Source organism: Daejeonella sp. JGW-45 (assembly GCF_029360805.1).
Taxonomy (GTDB): domain Bacteria; phylum Bacteroidota; class Bacteroidia; order Sphingobacteriales; family Sphingobacteriaceae; genus Daejeonella.
Window position 1 is genome coordinate 372,064 of the sequence record NZ_JARKNC010000003.1, and the last position, 20,251, is coordinate 392,314.

The following is a 20,251-nucleotide window of genomic DNA, read 5'->3' on the forward strand; positions in this document are numbered from 1 at the left end:
AAAATTATCTTCAATAAAATGTAACAATATCGTTTTTTAGCCGCCAGCGTCTCCCATCCCCATATCTCATCTCTCACAGCTCATCTCTCACATCTCAGTAACAATTCCATAATCAAATCTTGTTGCTAATTATTCTTAATTATATTAGGAAATAATTAAATCTTATGAAATTAAACTGCTACAAGAAAACTAAACTAAGCCTCTTTACCCTAAGCTTCCTGGTTCTTACCGGGATTTCGGGCGTCAGAGCGCAGGAGATCGACCTGCTTCTTAAGGGAGGCCATGTGATCGACCCGGCGAATAATATTGACGGTAAAATGGATGTAGGCGTAAAAGCCGGCAAGATATTCCAGGTAGCTGCCAATATTCCGGCTGCCAGTGCAAAAAGGACAATTGACGTTACTGGCCTGTATGTAACCCCTGGAATTATCGACATGCACACCCACGTATTTGAGGGGAACGACCCGGGTTCTTATATTGCCGACGGCCATACCAGTGTGAATCCGGATGCTTTTAGTTTCCGCTCTGGTGTAACGACCATGGTAGATGCAGGATCGTCGGGCTGGAGGAATTTCAGGAAGTTTAAGGAACAAACCATAGACCGTTCGCATACCAGAGTGCTGGCCTTACTTAATATAGTCGGGACGGGAATGTATGGTCGTTTTGAGGAGCAGGACGTCAGCGATATGAATCCCGAAATGACTGCTCACATGATCAAGCGTTTGTACCCGCAGATACTGGTCGGCATAAAGGCAGCGCATTATTGGGGCGGTTTTACCCAGGTAGATAAAGCGGTTGAAGCAGGGAAACTGGCTAATGTACCGGTCATGGTGGACTTCGGCGAACATAATCCGCCAAACCCTATTAAGTCACTGTTCCTGGAGCATTTGCGCCCGGGCGACATTTTTACGCATACTTATTCTTACGGACCGGCAAATCGTGAAACTGTTGTTGATGAGGACGGAAAGGTAAAGCCCTTTATTTTTGAGGCTAAAAAAAGAGGGATACTTTTTGATGTTGGCCACGGCGGCGGGGCCTTCTCATGGAGACAGGCGGTGCCTGCAGTTAAACAGGGATTCAAACCTGATGTCATCAGCACCGACCTTCACGCAGAGAGCATGAACGCGGGAATGAAGGATATGAGTAATGTAATGTCTAAATTCCTGAATATTGGGATGACCCTACAAGAAGTCATCCAGCGCTCAACACAGGCGCCGGCGAAAGTTATAAAACGGCCTGACCTCGGAAATCTGAGCATCGGCACCGAGGCCGACATCGCTGTATTCAGCCTGCAAAAGGGCAACTTTGGCTTTCTGGATGTGAGACGCATAAAGGTGCCCGGTACTCAGAAACTACAGGCAGAACTTACCCTGAGAGCGGGCCGCGTTATGTGGGATTTAAATGGTGTAGGCAGCCCGGCATATGATCCGACTTCAAAAACAAACTAATAATTCAGAACATGCAATTACCGAATCGTTTTAACAGAAATTTCTTCAATTCTTTACTTACAGCCTGCTTTGTATTCTCGATGGCATTACCGGCCTCGCTTAAAGCGCAACAGATCGACCTGCTTTTAAAGGGAGGTCACGTTATTGACCCGAAAAACAATATTGATGGCAAAATGGACGTAGCCATCGCTGACGGCAAGATCTTTAAAGTTGCAGCAAATATTCCGGCTAATACAGCAAAGAAGACGGTGAATGTTACAGGACTTTATGTCACCCCTGGATTAATTGATATCCACGGGCATGTATTTCATGGGACGGAGCCTGATCATTACCTGAGCAACGGACTTACTGCACTTCCGCCTGACGGGTTTACATTCCGTGCGGGCGTAACTACCGTCGTAGATGCTGGTGGTGCCGGCTGGCGAAACTTCGCGCTCTTTAAAAAGAATGTGATCGATGAATCGCAAACACGTGTTCTGGCTTTCATGAATATCGTAGGCGAAGGAATGCGCGACCTGGTGGGTTATGAGCAAAACCTGGCTGATATGGATGGGAAGATAACCGGGAACGTGGCTATTAAATACAAACCACACGTAGTGGGAATTAAACTGGCCCATTATATCGGGCATGACTGGGCACCAACTCAGAAGGCAGTTGAAGCGGGAACTATTGCCGATATTCCGGTTATGGTTGATTTCGGAAAAGCTAATCCTCCCCTCCCAATCGAGGATCTTTTCCTGAAATATCTGCGTCCCGGTGATATATTTACTCACGTATATCGCTATGATCAGGAATATGACCGTAGCGGAAAGATGGTTGAGCACAAACAGGCGATCGTTGATGTGAAAACAAAAAAAGTGAAGCCTTTCGTATTTGAAGCTCGCAAACGTGGAATTATATTCGACGTAGGTCATGGTGGAGGAAGTTTTATGTGGAGCCAGGCAGTACCTGCCATGCAGCAGGGTTTTGGCCCGGACGTATTAAGTTCTGACCTCCATACCGGCAGCATGAACGGCGGCTTTAAGGATATGGCCAACCTGGCTTCGAAATTCCTGACGCTTGGTATGCCGCTGAAAGATGTTATCGCCGCCTCGACCTGGAAACCCGCAAACGTGATTAAAAGACCTGAGCTTGGGAATCTTAGCGAAGGCATGGAAGCCGATATCGCTGTATTCAACTTAAGGAACGGTGATTTTGGATTTTTAGATTCAAGTGGCATGGCATTAAAAGGAAAGCAGAAACTGGAAGCTGAGCTTACTATCAGAAAAGGCCGGGTTGTGTGGGATCTGAATGCGATTAGTGCTGCAGCTGCCGGAAGTAATTGATCATTTCAGTAATAACATGAGAAACTATAAACAACATATCGCAACTGCATTTGGAATATGCCTTTTACTGTGTTCGACGGTATCCAATGCCCAGGAAATAGACCTGCTGCTGAAGGGCGGCCAGGTGATCGACTCCAGGAACAACATCAACTCTAAAATGGATGTTGCCATCAGCAAGGGGAAGATATTTAAGGTAGCTGCCGGCATCCCGGCCAGCTCAGCAAAAAAAACTGTTGATGTTTCCGGAATGATCGTCAGTCCGGGCTTGATTGATATCCACACCCATGTTTTTACAGGTCCCAACGCCGGCTTTGCAAATGGATCGTCGAGCGTAAAGGCTGATGATTTCACCTTCAGGGCGGGAATTACTACCGTTGTGGATGCTGGTACGTCGGGCTATAAGAGCTTTCCGGCGTTCAAAGAACAGGTGATCGACAGATCCCGAACTCGCGTACTGGCGTTTTTGAATGTATTTGCACCAGGCATGATCGGCGGAAAAGCAGAACAGGATACCCTGGATATGGATCTGGTCAGGGCCGATGAGTTAATTAAAAAATATCCTGATCTGATAGCAGGTGTAAAGATCGGGCATTATTCAGGGAAATCATGGACACCGTTTACCGCTGCGGGAAAGCTTGCTTCAGCTAATAACCGGCCGCTCTTCGTAGAATGTCACATTACCGAATTTTCTCTGGAAGATCAGCTTAACCATATGAAAGCTGGAGACATAATTACCCACGCTTATGAAAATGTATCAGAACGAATGCCCGTAGTAGATGAAAAGGGAAATGTGCGGCCATTTGTCCTGGCAGCACAAAAGCGCGGCATTTTATTCGATGTAGGGCATGGCGGTGTAGGCTTCTGGTTCAACCAGGCTATTCCCGCAGTAAAACAGGGCTTGCTCCCCAATACATTTGGAACGGATATGCATCATAACAGCGTGAATTCGGGCATGAAAGACATGCTGAACCTGATGTCGAAATACCTGAATATGGGAATGTCTAAAGAGGATATCCTGAAACGGGCAACCGTTGGCGCAGCTGACGCTATCCGGCGGCCGGATCTCGGCAATCTGAGTGAAGGTTCCGTTGCGGATATTGCCGTATTCACTGTAAATACAGGCAAGTTCGGATTTATGGATGCGGCTGGTTTCAAGCTGGATGGCGATAAAAAGTTCGAAACCCAGATGACGGTCAGAAACGGCAGGATAGTCTGGGATCTGAATGGCCTTAGTGCCGAACCATGGAGTATGGATAAGAAGTAAGCGCTATTAGTCTATTGCAGTAAAATCAAAATAAACAAACTATTGCAATAATTATGCAATAGTTTTATTTTTGTACAAAACATGCAACAATGAACTATCCCATATTAATGGCTGATATCATCAACAGCGGGAAGAAGGACTCCAGGCTTCTCATGTCCCAGCTCAGGGATATCGTCACAGCAATAAATAATAAGGGCAAAGTAGTCTCTCCTTTAACCATCACCCTCGGGGACGAATTCCAGGGAATTACCAGTTCGATCCCTGATGGAATAAAAACTATCCTGAATATTGAAGAACTCATCATCACGAACCAATTCGATCTGAAGCTGCGCTATGTGCTGAACTATGGTAAAATAGACACTAAAATTAATACCAAAACAGCTTACGAAATGCTTGGCCGGGGACTGACTGAGGCTAGAAAAAGCCTGAATGAGCTTAAAAATGAAGACTCCAGGTTTCTGATCTCGCTGGGAGATAACATGAAGGACACAGCAGAAATAATTAACCAGGCTTTTATAATATATCAAAGCTTTGTCGACTCATGGAAAATCAATGACTATCCCATTGTGGCTGAATTTTTCAAGACTAATGATTATAAAGTTGTGGCCGAAAAAGTAAACCTGGACCGGTCCAGTGCCTGGAGAAGAAGAAAAAGCCTTAAAATGCACGAATATGAAACAATTAAAAATATCATTGTAACTTTATTGAAGCCCTTATTATAAACTGTATTAATAAAATGATCTTTCAGATCCTTATCTTCCTGTTCATCTTCATCCTGGGTGAAGTGCTGCTTAACTTCACTTTCTTCCCCTACCTGAAGCGTTATTTCAATTTCAAAGAAAGCGATGCGAACAAAGAGAATGAAACCTCCAAGCCATTTCTGGGTTTGCCTATTTCAGTATTTAAAGGCGGACTGGAACGGTTTATAGTTTATCTGTTTCTCACCATAAACCTGTCGCAAATACTCATCGTGTTCGGTGCGCTCAAGATCGGGACCAGGATTGACAAAAATGAAAAGATAAAGAACGATTACTTCCTGATCGGGAACTTCAGCTCGCTTTTCATAGCGGTGATGTATTATTATCTTTTTACAAAAATTGGAATCATAGACCTTTAGCTGTGTGTAATGATCAGAACTATCCGAACCAACTCAGAAAATCAGGACTTCCGGGAACTTGTGAAAGAGCTCGATTACGAACTGGCTATCAGGGATGGATCGGAGCATGCCTTCTATGCCCAGTTTAATAAAATAGACCTGATAAAACATGTTGTGGTCGTTTACGATGATAAAACGCCTATAGGATGCGGAGCCATCAAAGAACTGACGTCCGACAGCATGGAAGTTAAACGCATGTATACATCTCCTGAGAGCCGCGGGAAAGGTGTCGCCAGTACCATATTGAACGAATTAGAAAAGTGGGCAGCAGAACTATCCTATCAGAAATGCCTTTTGGAAACCGGTAAAAAACAGCCCGAAGCAATAGCGCTTTACCTGAAAAGCCGGTATAACATTATACCCAATTACGGGCAGTATAGTGGTATAGAGAATAGTGTTTGTTTCGAAAAGAAACTTTAGGCATACCGGCATTACCTTGGCGTTTTATCCGGCAAAAAAGCAATTTATTTTAACCAGATATGGCGCGGTGCTGAACTTTCTGTAACAATGTTTACGTTTTTTAGTTCTGCCAGCTTCTTGTAACATTAATACTACTTATATTAAGGTAAATTGACTATCCAAGTGTATAAATTAGTTTTCTCATTCATCCTGTTTGAGAAGGGTGCGTAAAACAAATCTCAATATAACCTAAAATCAATTAATTAAATGAAACGTAGAGACGTTATTAAAGGTCTGACACTACTGCCCTTAGCTGGCGGAGTCGTTGGAAGCGCTAAGTCGGCAAACGCTGCTGAAGGTGCTGGCCTGCTTGACATGTTGGGTGGTGAAACACTAGCAGAAGGCCCGCTAAAAGCAGGACCTCAGGTGTATCAGTCTATCGGTGTTGAGCCGGTAATTAACTGTCGTGGAACATTTACTATCATCGGTGCATCTACTCTGATGCCTGAAGCTAAGGAAGCAATGCAATCTGCTGGCAACTACTATGTACAACTTGATGAGCTGGCAATGGGTGTTGGCCAAAGACTTGCCGAACTCTCAGGGGCCGAGTGGGGCGTTGTTTCGTCTGGTTGCGCAGGAGGAATGAAACTAGTGACCATCGCATCTGTTACCGGCGGTAACCCTGAGAAACTAATACGGGTCCCGGACCTTACTGGCTTTGAAAAAAATGAAGTAATTATCCCAAGGGGTTCACGTAATGTTTACGATCATGCCGTTCGTGCTGTTGGTGTCAAAATTATTACTGTAAATACCCAGGAAGAACTTGAGGCTGCTATCAGTCCGCGCACTGCAATGATCTATCTGATGTCAGGAACCCCTGGAGAAACAGGTCCTCTTTCACTACGGGCTATAGCTAACGTAGCAAAACCTAAAGGCGTGCCAATCCTTGTTGATGCGGCTGCAGAAGTTCTCACACTGAATCCAAATGTTCACTTGGCTGATGGAGCTACGGTGGTGGCTTACAGCGGAGGTAAAGCAATCCGTGGCCCTCAGAGTGCAGGGTTATTATTAGGCGATAAAAAATTACTGATGGCTGCATGGCAGGCGAGCGCGCCGCACCATGGCCCGGCACGGGACAATAAAGTTGGCAAGGAAGAGCAGATCGGCATGCTGGCTGCGGTTGAAGCCTGGGTTAAGCGTGATCATAAAAAAGAAGAGCAGACCTGGACCGGTTATCTCGAGAATATTGCTAAGCGCGTTTCTTCAATTGAAGGGGTTACCGCTACCATCCGTCAGCCCACCGGTCTGGGCAACAGAACGCCTAACCTGAATATTTCATGGGACCCTAATAAATTCAATGCTACCGGTTCTGATATTGCTACTTATCTTTCAACTACCAAACCACGGATAGCAATGAGTGCCGGTGGTGGTGGTCGTGGTGCGGCCGCCGCTGCTTCATCGACACCAACTACCTCAATTTCTATAGCCGCATGGATGATGCAGCCCGGAGATGATAAAATTGTAGGAGACCGTGTTCATGCGGCACTTATTATGAAACGCCCTCCCCTTCCTAGTACCATGAAGGCTCCGGCTGCCGATCTTAAAGGCCGCTGGGATGTTACCGTCAATTATTTTACTGAAAGCAGCCCGCATAAATTCATCATCGAACAACAGGATGGCAATTTCATGAAGGGTTCACATCAGGGTACTTTTACCACAAATGAACTTGCCGGAACTATCGAAGGAAACGAAGTGAAATTCCAAAGTCGTTCAAGTATGCCGGGCGACAATGTTCCGTTCACTTTCTCAGGAACCGTTAACGGAGACACCATGAGCGGCAATATACACCATGGAGAGTACCTGACTTCAACATTCACGGCAAAGAAATATGTTTATCCAACAAGCAAACAAAAGATCATCGTGCCAGTTGGTCCGCCGCTTTCGAGCTAAACATTTATCTAATGCACTGAATACAAAAGGCCTTGTTTGAATAAACAGGGCCTTTGTTTTTATCCGGTTTTCGACTATATCCTAACCCGGAATTTCCACCAGAACATCGTGGGTTCTGCTTCCAATATTTTTCAGCTTTCGGTACAGATCATCAGAATTAAAAGGCTTGTTAATATAATCGTTCATTCCTACCGACTTAATCTTATTATAAAGATCATTCGATACAGAGGCGGTCAAGGCGATAATGGGTATGGACGCCTTTGAGACATCCGTCATTTCTCTGATGATGCGGGCAGTCGCATACCCATCTAACAGAGGCATGTGAATATCCATCAAAATAACATCGTACTCGTTCCGTTCTACTTCTTCGATCGCCTCATATCCGTTTAAGGTAAATACCGGCAAATTGTTCCAGTTAGAAAGAATCTTCTTTAACAACAAACTGTTGATAGGGTTATCTTCAACAACCAAAACTCTTAAACTACTAATGTCATACTGCATCTTGCTATCTGTTTCAGGAACCTCTTTGTCAGGTCCGGACAGGCTGAACGATATGTCGAAATAGAACTCAGACCCCTGCCCTTCGGAGCTTTTTACTTGCACATCACTGCCAAATAAACCCAGCAGTCGCTTCACTATTGCCAGGCCTAAACCGGTTCCTCCAAAATTGCGTGTTGTACTCGACGAAGCTTGCATAAAAGCCTCGAAAATTAAAGCTTGCTGCTCTATGTTGATGCCTATACCGGTATCGGTGATGGAAAAGTTAATTGTTATCGAGTCATCTACAGCCTCGAGCACGTCCAGGGCAATAGAAACCGATCCTGAATGGGTAAACTTAATCGCATTCCCCAAGAGGTTATGAATAATCTGCGTTAACCTTGTAGGATCCGTTATAACCTGCTGATCTTTTAACCGTTCATCAATAGTAACATTAAGTTCCAGGCCCTTCTCCTCAGCCTGAAATCGCATCCCCAGGCAGATATTATTTACCAAACGATATAAATCAACAGGGATAGCTTCAAGACTGAGCTTGTCTGACTCCATCTTGTTAAAATCCAAAATATCATTGATTAGCATGTGCAGGTTCATTGCCGAGAAATTTACGATCTTGAGATTCTCAGATTGCTCTTCCGTATATGGAGAATTTAACAACAATTGCGTCATACCGATAACAGAATTAAGAGGAGTTCTTAATTCATGCGACATGGTGGAAAGGAAATCGGCTTTGGATTGTACCGCCATATTAGCTTCTTTAACTGCTTGCTGTAACTGCAGGTTTAAAGCTTCTTTTTCCGAAACACTTCTGTTTAAAGCCTGATAATATAAAAAGTGAGCTATCACAATTGTCAGGAAGTTCAACACAACAACTATCTCATAAAACGGTGATGCCAACTGGTTAGGATCAATTTTAACCAGCCTGACCTCTTCTCCTACTATGAGCAAAATGCTAACAGGCAGGATGCCCAAAAATGAATAGATCAGTGCCCAGCGCCAGTTTACGAGGTAAAAACTACTGAGAATGATCATCACAACAACCTGGATCGTAGCAATGTTTATCGTTTGTGCGGTGACAAAAGCGTTGGACCAGGTCAGGAACAAACCTACCCAGATCAAAATCATACCAATATTGGCGGCATATTTCCTGTGTGCGAGGAGGAATTTTAATAACACTGAGAATATCCCCAGCAGCAATATTATTCTGAATAGCTGAAGATCCTGACCAGCATAAAAAGCCCCCGGAAGAGCTACGGCACCCTTAATCAAAGAAAAAATGAGAATAGTAAAAATAATACTGATCCGGGCCTTCTTTAAACTATCGGGCTCAGCATCAAGAAGCCTTCTTAATGACCAGTTAAAAATAGGGAGCGTGTGTTTCATTTAGACTGATTAAATATATGAATATTTAAACCGTCATTTAAAACAAGTTAGAGCCAAAACAATTTTACCGCAGATATTTATAACACCTGAATCAGGGTCTTGCTATATGATGCTCATAAATAGAGCTATACAGCCTCCGCATAAATAATTCTGAAGCAAAAAAGTTGGCGATGAAGGGAACTTCAGGGCCAACTTTCGAAATAAATTAACTGGTGACTTATTTTGCTATAAACTCGCCGTCTGCTTTGATAGATACCTCATCACTGATCATTGGCGCAGGGAATTTCGGGCCGATATTGAAATCTGACCTTTTAAGTGTTCCGGTAAGCTGGAATCCCGCAGTGTTGGCTTTTGACATTTGGTTCACTACGCTGCCACGGTAGAGCAAATTCATAGAAACTGGTTTAGTAACACCGTGCATAGTCAAATCACCGCTTATTACATACTTGTTTTTACCGTTAGGCTTAATTGAAGTGCTTTTGAAAGACAATGTTCCGAATTGTGCCGCATCAAAAAAGTCAGGGCTCTTCAGGTGGTTATCACGCTGCTCTACTTCTGTGTCGATAGAGTTAATATCAGCTGTTAGATTGAACACTCCGTCACTGAAATCAGCTTTTGAAGTTGTAACTGTCGCGTCAAAGTTTTTAAACAGGCCTGAAACATCTGATATACCCAGGTGAGTAACAGTGAAAGCAAGTTTTGAGTGCGCTTTGTCTGAATGCCAGGTTGTTTGCGCAATCGCAGCTACCGAACTAAATACCGCCATTAAGGCTACTAAGAATAACTTTTTCATTTGATTTCTAATTGTTTAATTGATTAATATTCCGCTGTGAAACGTTCTTTAATATGTTTAAAATTTTCGCCTTCATACAAAATGGCAACCGAAACGTCTTCTTCTGATAATATTGATCTGCCATTCACCGTGTTCAGAACCCGGCTAGTTATTTCTCTTCAATTATAGTGTTAAGTATTAATTTACATGTTTTAACTTATAAAAATGACATTAACATCATAATTTGATAACCAGGAATTGTCTGTCATTTATATCACAAAGGTCCGGAGAAACTCAGCCCTGATTAATGATCTCGGACAAGAAATTAAATTGATCCGGATCAAGAAACTCCGGATGCGAAGTCAATTATCAGCACATATGTAGTCTCACAGACCGATGACACTTTGGCAGATTAACCAAATATCGCTTGTTACAATATATATTAAATAACTTATAATCAAAAATTTATACAACTCATATAATTAATTAATTTACATATCAGGTTCTTAACTTTTCCATTCAGTATCGATGCCCTGCCTCCTGATAAAGTCCTGGAATTTAGCTAGCACATCCTTCCCCTCCCTAACCTGATAAGGGATCAGGCCATTCTTAAGCCCGTAGGCTACAAGTAATCCCGCTGCTTCACCAATACTCCACTCAACCGGATGAAGCCTGTAGCAGCCGTTTGTAATGTGTGTAGTGCCTATATTTTTACAGACAGGAATCAGGTTCTCCACCCGTTTCGGTAAAAGAGCGCCCAGGGGAATTTGAAACGGCAGGGAACCGAAGTCGATATAGTTCTGTTTGCGGCTGCTAGGATGCAGATCGATATGATAATATCCAATACCAACACTATCGTAGAAATTAGCGGCTTTCTTACCTGCCTCCGGGCCGGCAACCTGTACCCGGTTTGCCTGGCCTACGTGTTGCTCCAAAATAGTAAATTGTGCCTTAATACGCCTGGCCTCACGAATATAAGGGTATTTTGCGAGCCCGTCGTCTGTACCCATTACATCCTTCCGCAGTCTCAGTTCTGGCCAGCCTTGTTTGCCGTCGGGACGGGGAGCCTCGGTTTGAAGCCAGTGAAACAGCGACAGGCTTAATTGCTTTCCGCGATTTACGTGGTGTTTAAACTCCTTCTCTGATACACCCACCAGGTTACCGAGTATATAGTCATTTTGCGGCCAGTTGACCGCGCAAATATCTCCGGCATAGGCTCCTGGCGTAAAGTTATCTTTAGCAAGGATGCGCCGGTAGTTCCATAAGTTCAGATACGGGGCCGTCGGGCTGCCGTCCGGGTTAAAGCCCAGAGGCTTTTTCTGAAGGGTTTTGGGATCAGAATAGCTCAGATCCAATAACTTACCGGGCCACGGCGGCGTCATTTCAGGCACCAGGTTTCTCCAGAAATCATATTCTGCGGGTTTATCTCCGATATTGTTCGTGCCCGGAAGGTAATCCATTGCGAAACAAACGGTAAAAGCCTGCTGGTTATCGGGATCAGCCTTTTCCGGTGCATGGAGTTCACGGGTTTCAGTACGCGACTCGGTACCCGTGACAAATTCTGTTCCCGTCAGAGGAAGCAGATCGCCCATTTCAGTGGCATCCGCAAAGTAAGGCGCGGTAAGAATAGTTTCTTTACCGGTCCGTAAGCTTTGAGCTTTTAATGCTTTCACCCGGTTGCCTGAATACTCTGCCGACCTGATCTTATATTCCAGCAAAAGGGTTAATTTACCTGAGCTCAGGTAAGGAGCCAGCATGTCGTTCAACACAGCAAGGGAAACCCTGGGTTCATGGCACAAAGCCGAAACCATAGCATTACCCGGATTAAGAAACTCTTTATCTTTCGCTTGAGGTGTAATGGGGTAATTCGTTTTATAATAGCTCCTTACAGCATTGCGATAAGTCCTGTAAGACTGTGGGGCGCCATGTGTTTCGATCCATCGGTGCTCATCCGGCGGGACTCCCTGCGACGTGAGCTGCCCTCCTATCCAATCGGTCTCTTCGGTCATTATTACCGACAATCCATTGCGCAGTGCTGCGAGCGCGGTAGCAAATCCTCCGACACCGCCGCCTGCAATTACCAGATCTGCGTGAAGCTCCGGTCCCGGGTTTATATTATTAGCAGGGATGCTCCGGCTAAAAACCGGCAGCCCAATTGCAGCAAGCGAGGTTGCGCCCAGGCCTGCAAGGGTAATGAAATTTCTTCTTCTCATATATTTTTTATTTCTCGCTTCCAGATCTTTCCATCATCAATTCGGGCTTTGATAATGATGTAAATCCGAACTTCCGGTACAAGGCATGGGCATCCTTAGTTCCCAAGCCCCATTTCATCACTGTATTCAATTCGGGATGTGATATTATTTCCCTTATTAACCACGAACCTAGTCCCTGACCTTGAAACTCCGCCAGGATAAAAACATCCATTAACCATGCAAATACAGCAAAATCAGTAACAACCCTGGCAAAACCAATTTGCTTCCCCTCTGCATCATATACTCCGAAACAGAAGGAATTGCCTATCGATTTACTGATAGCATCTTCCGTGCGTTCCTTAGCCCAATAAGACTGGTTTTTTAGATAATCAACGATTACATTGATATCCAATAAGGCTTTATCGGTTGATATAGAATAATTGTTCATCCGGTTCATTCTGTTGAAATGATTTCCGAAGATGCTCAATGAGATTCACAAATACAATAAAGGCAATTAAAATGGATAGCCGATGGCCAGGTTGAAGATCAAATTGTCTTTTCTCCACTTACGGTCGGCGAAGTTAATTTCGTCGAGAACAAGCCGGTTGCCTTCAGGCAGCCATGGTTTTCGGATAGGAAAGGCCAGGTCGGTTCGAAGAACAAGAAATGTAAGATCGAAGCGAAGACCGACACCGGCGTCAACGGCAAGTTCTTTAAGAAAATCCTTACTGAATTTAACTCCCGGTCTTGCCAATGGACCGGTTTCTTCTCGCTGAAGCCATATATTACCCGCATCAATAAAGATCGCACCCTTTACAATGCCGGAGATCCTGGGACGGTATTCGGTGTTAAATTCGATCTTTATATCGCCTGATTGGTCGGCAGCTATTTCTCCTCCATCAATATTAGGATCCCGGTAAGTGCCCGGCCCCAGCGTACGGGCACGAAAGCCCCGCAAGCTATTTGTTCCGCCAATAAAAAACTGCTTCACGTAGGGCAGCGACCTGGAATTTCCATACGAGTGACCGTAGCCGGCAATCAGGCGCGTTGCCAACTGCGATGATGTTCCTATTTTCAAGTAGTGCCGAAAGTCGTTGTCCAGGCGGAAATATTGTGAAAATTGAGTTTTTATAAGATTATTCAAGCCCGGAAGACTACCCGAAAAATCTATATTTCCATTGTAATAGAATGTATGTCGCTTGTTCGTTTCGGCACTGTTGGTGAAATTAAAATTATAATTAGGCCCTATAATGAATTGCTTTTCAATGGTATGTTTCAGCGTTGGATTGAGTGCCGCCAGCGAGTCAAAAGATTTAGAGACATTGGTAGGCTGAACATAATTCACAGCCAGCACATTTAACTGATGCTCTTTGCTCGCGCTTTCTTTCCAGGAATATCCAAACGAAGTCCGGAATGAAGTAAGGGTATAATTCTGCGGCCTGTTAAGGAAATCGTAACCCAGCTGGATCCTGGTTCTTGGAACAAATGCACTGTTCGAACTGAGTTTAAAAGGGCTGATAAATCTTGGTATAGAAAGGTTAGCCTCTGCGCCATAACGGAAAATATTGTTAAAACTGCGGCTGGCGGCCGAAACCTGTATATCGGTTGAAACATAAGCCGAAACGGTAAGCAGCTCAGCCCCGCGGAATGTGTTACGGTTTCTCCAGCTTAGGGTAAACTCAGACCCATTAAAGTTTGCCGAATTGGAACGGGCTGTCACTTCGGCGCGTATCGACTTTCGCTGGAAAGGTGTCAATTGATAATACACATCCAGTTTAGGACCCCCGAGGCTATCGACTTCGACAAATTTATTCTTGACGAACCTGAATGTGCCCAGGTTAACCAGCCTGTTCAGTGAAAGGTTATGATCGGTACGGTTGTAAACATCTCCCTGCCGGAAGAACATTGTTCTTTCAAATACCGATGGTTTGAACATCTTATCGGGGTCGATGACATGAAAATCGCCATAAATAACCGCGCTGTCTTTCTTCAAACTCGCACTGTCACTGATCTTATAGTTAGGATAGATGAAAATATCGTTGATTGAATACACCTGCCTGGCTTTCGCGGAGGTAGTCTTCTTAATATTCACGTACATATCGACTTTATGTACATTATTGGTACTGTCCACCTGCACGATAAGATCATCAGGCCCGAAGAAGTAAAAGCCCTGCTCCTTAAGATTTCCGTCAATACGGTTCCTTTCTGCTTTAATGGCATCCAGGTTATATGCATCACCCACTTTTAAAATACTATTGGCTGCGGTAGCGGACACCGCTGTCCCAAGAGCAGAACTATCAGTGGTAAACTGCACGCTGTTGATCATGTATTGAGGACCGGCTGTGGCGTGATAGATCAGCTTAACCTTCCTTTCGCCCCGGAAGGCGGTATCGGTTGTATCGGTAGCGCGAAAATATCCCCTGTTCTCCAATCTATTGGCGATCAGATCCCTGTTAAAATCCACTTTTACCGTACTGAACAAGACCGGTGGTTCACCAAACTTCCGGCTCAGCCAGCTGCCTAAACCTTTATTCGCTTCATTTCTAAGTCCATACATCATCAGCTTGAACTTAATCCCCAGTATCGAGCTATTGGGTCTTGGTCGGGTCAAGACCTCCAGATCCTCTTCAAGTTCTTTGCGGGATTGCTTCCTGATGTCCTTATCATCTATTTTAACGTCCGCACCCAGATAAAGCTTGTCATTCTCTGGCACATATTTAGTTGTGCTGCAGGCCGACAGCGTAACCAGCAAAACAATTAATGAACGGTATGCTATTCTACTCATTTCCCTTTTTCTTCTCTTTTTTCGGCACGCTCTTCACGTCGGCGTCTCTTGGTATCATCTGTCCTTGCCTGGAATATTTCCTTGAACTTATTGTAGTCCATAGTAAGAACAAAGCCTACGCCCGTTTCAATTACCTGCCCCTGTATCGCCACCTGATATTCGTTTTTCTGATATGCTCTCAATAAATAGCGGCCATTTTTTGATAACTGGTACTCTACAGAAACGTCCCCGGCAAGGTTACTTGTTCTTGCACCCGGTTGTTGTGGTCCCTCCAGTCCAAAGTTGCTGCCGACATTTACTCTGAGCCGGTCATTAAGCAGTCTTTTTGAAAGCCCCACATTAAGATCCGTACGATTGGCCCGCTGTCCCGTGGTGTAGTCGTCGGTTGATTCAAGATCAAAATTAAGTTCCACGCCCGCAATCAGGTCTGCCGCCAGGTTATTGAGTTGCTGCGAAAGAATCTTGCTAACGCTCTGCCTGGCAAGGGATTCTGCACCACCGCCACCGCCAGAGCTTGAGAAAGGATTTTCTCCCACAAAACGATTGAGCAGCAATAGCGCAAATACCTGCTTGTTAAGTTCCGAAGGCTCTTGCCGGAGCTGATCAAGACGGGTATTTACCGTACCGGTAACTTCGGTGGATACATTGTAATTCCTTTCCGGCAACACGATATCAAATTCGATCACGGGTTTAAGCAACTCGCCGGTCATGGTGAGGTTCACCTCGAAAGGCAGCTTCTGCTTGTAGGTATTCCGCTGTGCCTGCGGTGCATCGCCCAGGATATTATCGACCAGATCCAGTGGAGCTGTATCTGCGATATAGGTTGCGGTCACATTAATATCAGCCGTCATCACATCGCCGGTCCAGGTGAGCGTACTTCCTTTTTCAATTTCAAACCGGCGTTTGACAAAATTAAACGAGAGTTCGTACTCGCCCTCCTCGAGATTATAAACACCAGTTAAGGTAATTTTTCCGCTCGGATCAATACCCGCGTTCAGCTGCGCCTCACCTCTCAGGCGCAGAAAGTCGCCGTTTGCCTCGTCGATAATAATATTGAACTCTGCGGCCTTATCAACCTCCAGGTTGACTGAAACGTTCATACCCAGTATAGTCGATTGGTTGAGCGAATCAAGGTCCGAGCTTAACACTTCAGCCAGCCGGGGACTATCCATATCTATAAATTCGACTATCCCCTCGCGCTCTTCAATAGCCGGATCAGATTGGGGCAGCACAACCGTGAAATTGGTGTTATCATTGACGCGGATAAGGCCGTCTACCGCAGGGGAATTCATTGACCCACCAACCGTAGCATCAGCGTTGACAAACATCTTACCATAGTACAATTCGTTATCGTCCTTTGTAGAATTAATAACCTGGAAATTGTCTGCAACCAGATCGAGGTCAAAACGGTAATCCATGAAAGTTGTAGTATAGATCATGCCGTTCACCGAAGCGGTATTTTGTGCTGAATCAATTAAAGTGAAATCATTGAATCTTATACCTTCATTATTGAATGTAAGCCGGTTATCCTGAATCTTATAATAAGAGTTAAGCATCGTGATATTAAACGCCGCCTGGTTAAAATTGACCCCTCCTGTCACCTTCGGAGCATCTGCCGTTCCGTTTATATCGAGCCGCCCGTTGATGCTTCCGCTGGCACTATCTATTGCCCCGAAAGTGAAACCCTGGATACTCTTAAGGTTAAGGTTGACAATATCCAGGTCCATATCGAAGCTGCTGTCAGCAATATTATAATCCCCGATAAGGTCGAGCTGGTTGCCTTCGCCGATGATATTCACACGAGCCTTGAAAATATCCGTCCGCTCATTGTTAACAAGGAGAGCAACATTTCCCACGGTATCACCTCTGAAGTTGAAATTATCAACATCCATATCAGCGGTAAATACCGGCCTTGTTTGGAAATCGCGTACCAGCGCGTTGCCATTTATCGTACCTCCCACCAACAGTGAATCTTTCTTAATCATCGCGGTCAGCGTTTCTATCCTGAAATTATTGAAATCGACGCGCAGGGGATTATTCAATCCCGGCGGAGTGCTGTTTACACTAAGCCGCTGATCATTATTTGACAATACAAAATTGGTAGCCTGAACTCCGCTACTACCAAAGCGGATCTCATTTCCGGCGGAAACCATCCACGGTTCGTAATTCAGCACAAGGCCGTCCTGCCGGAGATTAAAGATAAAGTCAGGATTTGCCGACCTGACATCACCAGCAATACGATAGTGGGTTCTCTGCTGCCCGTCTTTAATCTGAAGGTCTGTGCTAAGGATATTATCCTTCGCATCGCCGCTCAGGCTGGTGTTAAGTAAACGCAGCTGCGGAGTATTGATGTGACCGATATTTATAGTGTAGTTCAGAGCATCGTTTCCGGTATTGACCGCCAGGCGGAGGTTATTCAGGTCATTTGTTCCATACAGCACTCGCGGGGCAGTTGCGTTCATTACCAGTTCACCTGATGCGCTATTGAAACGCCCGTCTATGGATACTGTCGACAAATCCTTAAGGTCAGGAACAAATTGGGTGATCATCGGCCCGTTTACCAGTTTAGCACTAAACACCATGGATTGGGGTGTATATGCCGGGGGCCTTGCTGCAGTGCCGATCGAGAAATATTTACTGATGAGATCCTGCACTGCATACCCCACCTGGGTAAGTTTATATTGTCCGGAAATATCTGCACTCAGCACTTCAGACCTTAATTTAAGCGTGCTGTTGTCCGGACTGGCTGTGGAAACAACAGTAACCGAATCGAGCTGGTAACGCTCGCCTGCCCGGGCAACTACTGCGTTGGTAAGGGTTACAATGCCATTCAGGTAATCCGGGTCGGCCGTTTCCAGATCTGCTTCGACGTAACCGTGAAAACGAACATCATCCTTCAGGAAGTTAAGAGGTCTGAGGTTTGCGCTGTCCAGCTCAAGCGATAGCTTAATAGCAGGGTATTTACCGGAGAGGTTTGCCCTTACATCCGCATCAAACACCAGGTTTGGATCCGTCATCTGTGCAGTGGTAGTAATATCACCATTTCTTACGTTGCCTTTGAGATTTAGGTTCGTATAGCCATAGCCGTTGTAATGGGCACGCACCACTCTAGCCGCGAATACCGCATTCATGGTTTTAGGATCTATACCGGTACCGGCCGCGTTCCCTGCCATGGTAACCCTTCCAATGAGGGTGTCCTGTTTTATCAGATGGCCTACATGAAAGTTATTCAGCCTTATGTCGGCTTTATATCTTTCCCGTCCCTTTATGCGGGAGTCGTACGCAGCCACCGCATTAGCACTGCCGTAACTGGAATTAAGGTTTAGCCTAGTACTAAAAACACTGGTCGTTCCTTTAAAGCTGCCATTTAATCTGAGCGACTCAGGAAGGCTGATATTAGTTGGCATTGTCCCTGGTGGCGCCAGAGCATAGAGATCACTTCGCCTGGTAGTCAGGTGCGCGATCCTGACATCGAAGTAAGCCCTGGTCATGTCCGGCAATCCTTTGATCCTGGCCGATGCCCGCAAGGCAGTATTTCTGAAACCAGAGATGCTCATATCCCCGATAGTGAGGTCATTTACTTTTCCGCTAATCTTTCCGTCTATGTTTAGCACGGCATCTGGTGAGCTCTTAAATGGATTCATACCAGCCATTTCAGGCATAAAAGTGATGATATCTGTTAAGCTGAGTCGGCTGTTTTCCAGATTTGCATTAATTCCCATTTCCCCGGGATCTTTGGTAAGACTTGCAAGAGAAGGATACGTAAGCCTGATATTATCCTTCAACTCTGAACGGGCTGTTTTAACAAACAGATCGTTCATGAAGATACTTGTATTGCCGTATGTAAATTCTGTGCGTAACTCTTTCAGGTCAAAACCACTTTTATCTGTAAAATTTCCTGACAATACCTTTCCTGATATTGAATCAATGGCATAATCGAGGTTCTCTACAGCGAAGTTCAGGCTTTTAATATCCATGTGGCCAAAGTCCAGCCCGCGTTTCATCGCCGGCATATTAAAATTATCAAACCGGATATCATTGTTCACCAGATGGATAGCGTTGGCCCTTACCTTCCAGTTTTCAGAAACCGCCTCCACCTCCTTGCTGGCCTCCTTAGCTACTATTTCGGCCTGCTCCTTCCTGCCCAGTGCGAAAGCAACCTTTGAATTCTTAAGATCCAGCGTATTCAATCCCACTGTTTGCTTTCTGAGATCAAGGTTGGTTACCTCGGTCAGCAGCTCACCAAGATCCACGTCTGCGCTTACTGCAGAAATATCATTCCGGTACCTGACAATGATCTTATCCAGGTCGATAGTTCCCAGCTTCAGATCCATATCCAATGGTTTGGTTGCCTCCACAGAATCTACGGAGGCTGATTCGGGACTAACAAGTGGTTTCGATTGGATGATCCTGGCATTAAGTCCTGAAAGTCTGATTTTTGGAATGCTGAAGCTCATCTTGTCCAGATCGAATTCACGCACTCGTGTGTCGAAATGCCCCAGGTAAACGTCCACATCATTAGCCATGACTGCATCGTTGAAACGCAGCCTGATGCGATCGAGATTGATTTTATCCAATGAGAACTTCATCGCAGAAGCCGTATCCGTCAGCACGGGATCCTTCTTCTGCTCAGTCATGAATGCCTTTACGATATAGTCGAAATTAAAAATGCTGTCTGCACCACGCTGTACGTTCACCGTCATACCGCGCAGGTCGATCTCATTTATCTGGACCTTGTTGCTCAATAGTTTCAGAAGGCTGATATCCACTTTAAGGGTATCTCCCGCAAGCAGGGTATCTTTTTTCTGATCTTCGAAGTAGACACCCTCAAGCACCAGCAATTTAGGAAGATCCATGCTGATCTTATTGATTTCCACACGTGTTTTAATCTTACCCTTTACATAGGATACAACCTTGTTTTTAGCGAAATTCTGGACTGAGGGTATACGAATCAGAACGAACGCCAGAATAGCCAGGAACAGTATAATGCCGATTATCCATAGTAAAACCTTAAGGGAAATGAGTCCGAATCTTTTCAAGCTATATCAGTATGACGATATAACCACATACATCGCTAAATGT

13 protein-coding genes are annotated in these 20,251 nt (G+C 44.9%); 7 read left to right on the top strand and 6 right to left on the bottom strand.

The genetic code is table 11. The features are described from left to right. The first annotated feature begins 164 nt into the window (after window positions 1-164). From P2W76_RS07090 to P2W76_RS07120, 7 genes are all read left to right on the top strand, one after another. On the top strand, window positions 165-1,448 hold the full coding sequence (locus P2W76_RS07090) for an amidohydrolase/deacetylase family metallohydrolase (protein ID WP_276346963.1): 1,284 nt from the start codon (window positions 165-167) through the stop codon (window positions 1,446-1,448). An 11-nt stretch (window positions 1,449-1,459) separates the two neighbouring features. Then, window positions 1,460-2,773, top strand: coding sequence for an amidohydrolase/deacetylase family metallohydrolase (locus P2W76_RS07095; protein WP_276346965.1), 1,314 nt, complete (start codon window positions 1,460-1,462; stop codon window positions 2,771-2,773). 16 nt (window positions 2,774-2,789) lie between these two features. After that, complete coding sequence (locus tag P2W76_RS07100) at window positions 2,790-4,037, top strand: amidohydrolase/deacetylase family metallohydrolase (protein ID WP_276346966.1); 1,248 nt, start codon at window positions 2,790-2,792, stop codon at window positions 4,035-4,037. Between the two features lie 89 nt (window positions 4,038-4,126). Further along, window positions 4,127-4,759, top strand: a complete 633-nt coding sequence (locus P2W76_RS07105; RefSeq protein ID WP_276346967.1) for a SatD family protein — start codon at window positions 4,127-4,129, stop codon at window positions 4,757-4,759. Window positions 4,760-4,773: 14 nt separating this feature from the next. Then, window positions 4,774-5,154, top strand: coding sequence for a hypothetical protein (locus P2W76_RS07110; protein WP_276346968.1), 381 nt, complete (start codon window positions 4,774-4,776; stop codon window positions 5,152-5,154). 9 nt (window positions 5,155-5,163) lie between these two features. After that, on the top strand, window positions 5,164-5,613 hold the full coding sequence (locus P2W76_RS07115; RefSeq protein WP_276346969.1) for a GNAT family N-acetyltransferase: 450 nt from the start codon (window positions 5,164-5,166) through the stop codon (window positions 5,611-5,613). Window positions 5,614-5,859: 246 nt separating this feature from the next. After that, entirely contained in the window at window positions 5,860-7,542 is a 1,683-nt protein-coding gene (locus P2W76_RS07120) for a PLP-dependent transferase (RefSeq protein ID WP_276346970.1), read from the top strand. An 81-nt stretch (window positions 7,543-7,623) separates the two neighbouring features. Here the strand turns inward: P2W76_RS07120 and P2W76_RS07125 are convergent, their stop codons facing one another. The 6 genes from P2W76_RS07125 to P2W76_RS07150 all read right to left on the bottom strand — a co-directional run bounded on the left by P2W76_RS07125 (window position 7,624) and on the right by P2W76_RS07150 (window position 20,208). Further along, complete coding sequence (locus P2W76_RS07125) at window positions 7,624-9,420, bottom strand: ATP-binding protein (RefSeq protein WP_276346972.1); 1,797 nt, start codon at window positions 9,418-9,420, stop codon at window positions 7,624-7,626. Window positions 9,421-9,637: 217 nt separating this feature from the next. Next, window positions 9,638-10,213 (bottom strand): YceI family protein, encoded by a 576-nt coding sequence (locus tag P2W76_RS07130; RefSeq protein WP_276346973.1) that lies wholly within the window; start codon window positions 10,211-10,213, stop codon window positions 9,638-9,640. 485 nt (window positions 10,214-10,698) lie between these two features. Then, window positions 10,699-12,405 (bottom strand): FAD-dependent oxidoreductase, encoded by a 1,707-nt coding sequence (locus P2W76_RS07135; RefSeq protein ID WP_276346974.1) that lies wholly within the window; start codon window positions 12,403-12,405, stop codon window positions 10,699-10,701. 7 nt (window positions 12,406-12,412) lie between these two features. Further along, window positions 12,413-12,832 carry a GNAT family N-acetyltransferase gene (locus P2W76_RS07140; RefSeq protein ID WP_276346975.1) on the bottom strand — a complete coding sequence of 140 codons (420 nt, stop codon included), beginning with the start codon at window positions 12,830-12,832 and terminating at the stop codon, window positions 12,413-12,415. A gap of 66 nt (window positions 12,833-12,898) precedes the next feature. Next, window positions 12,899-15,169, bottom strand: coding sequence for a BamA/TamA family outer membrane protein (locus P2W76_RS07145; protein WP_276346976.1), 2,271 nt, complete (start codon window positions 15,167-15,169; stop codon window positions 12,899-12,901). Next, window positions 15,166-20,208, bottom strand: coding sequence for a translocation/assembly module TamB domain-containing protein (locus P2W76_RS07150; RefSeq protein WP_276346977.1), 5,043 nt, complete (start codon window positions 20,206-20,208; stop codon window positions 15,166-15,168). Before P2W76_RS07150 ends, P2W76_RS07145 begins: the two co-directional genes overlap by 4 nt. Window positions 20,209-20,251: the final 43 nt, after the last annotated feature.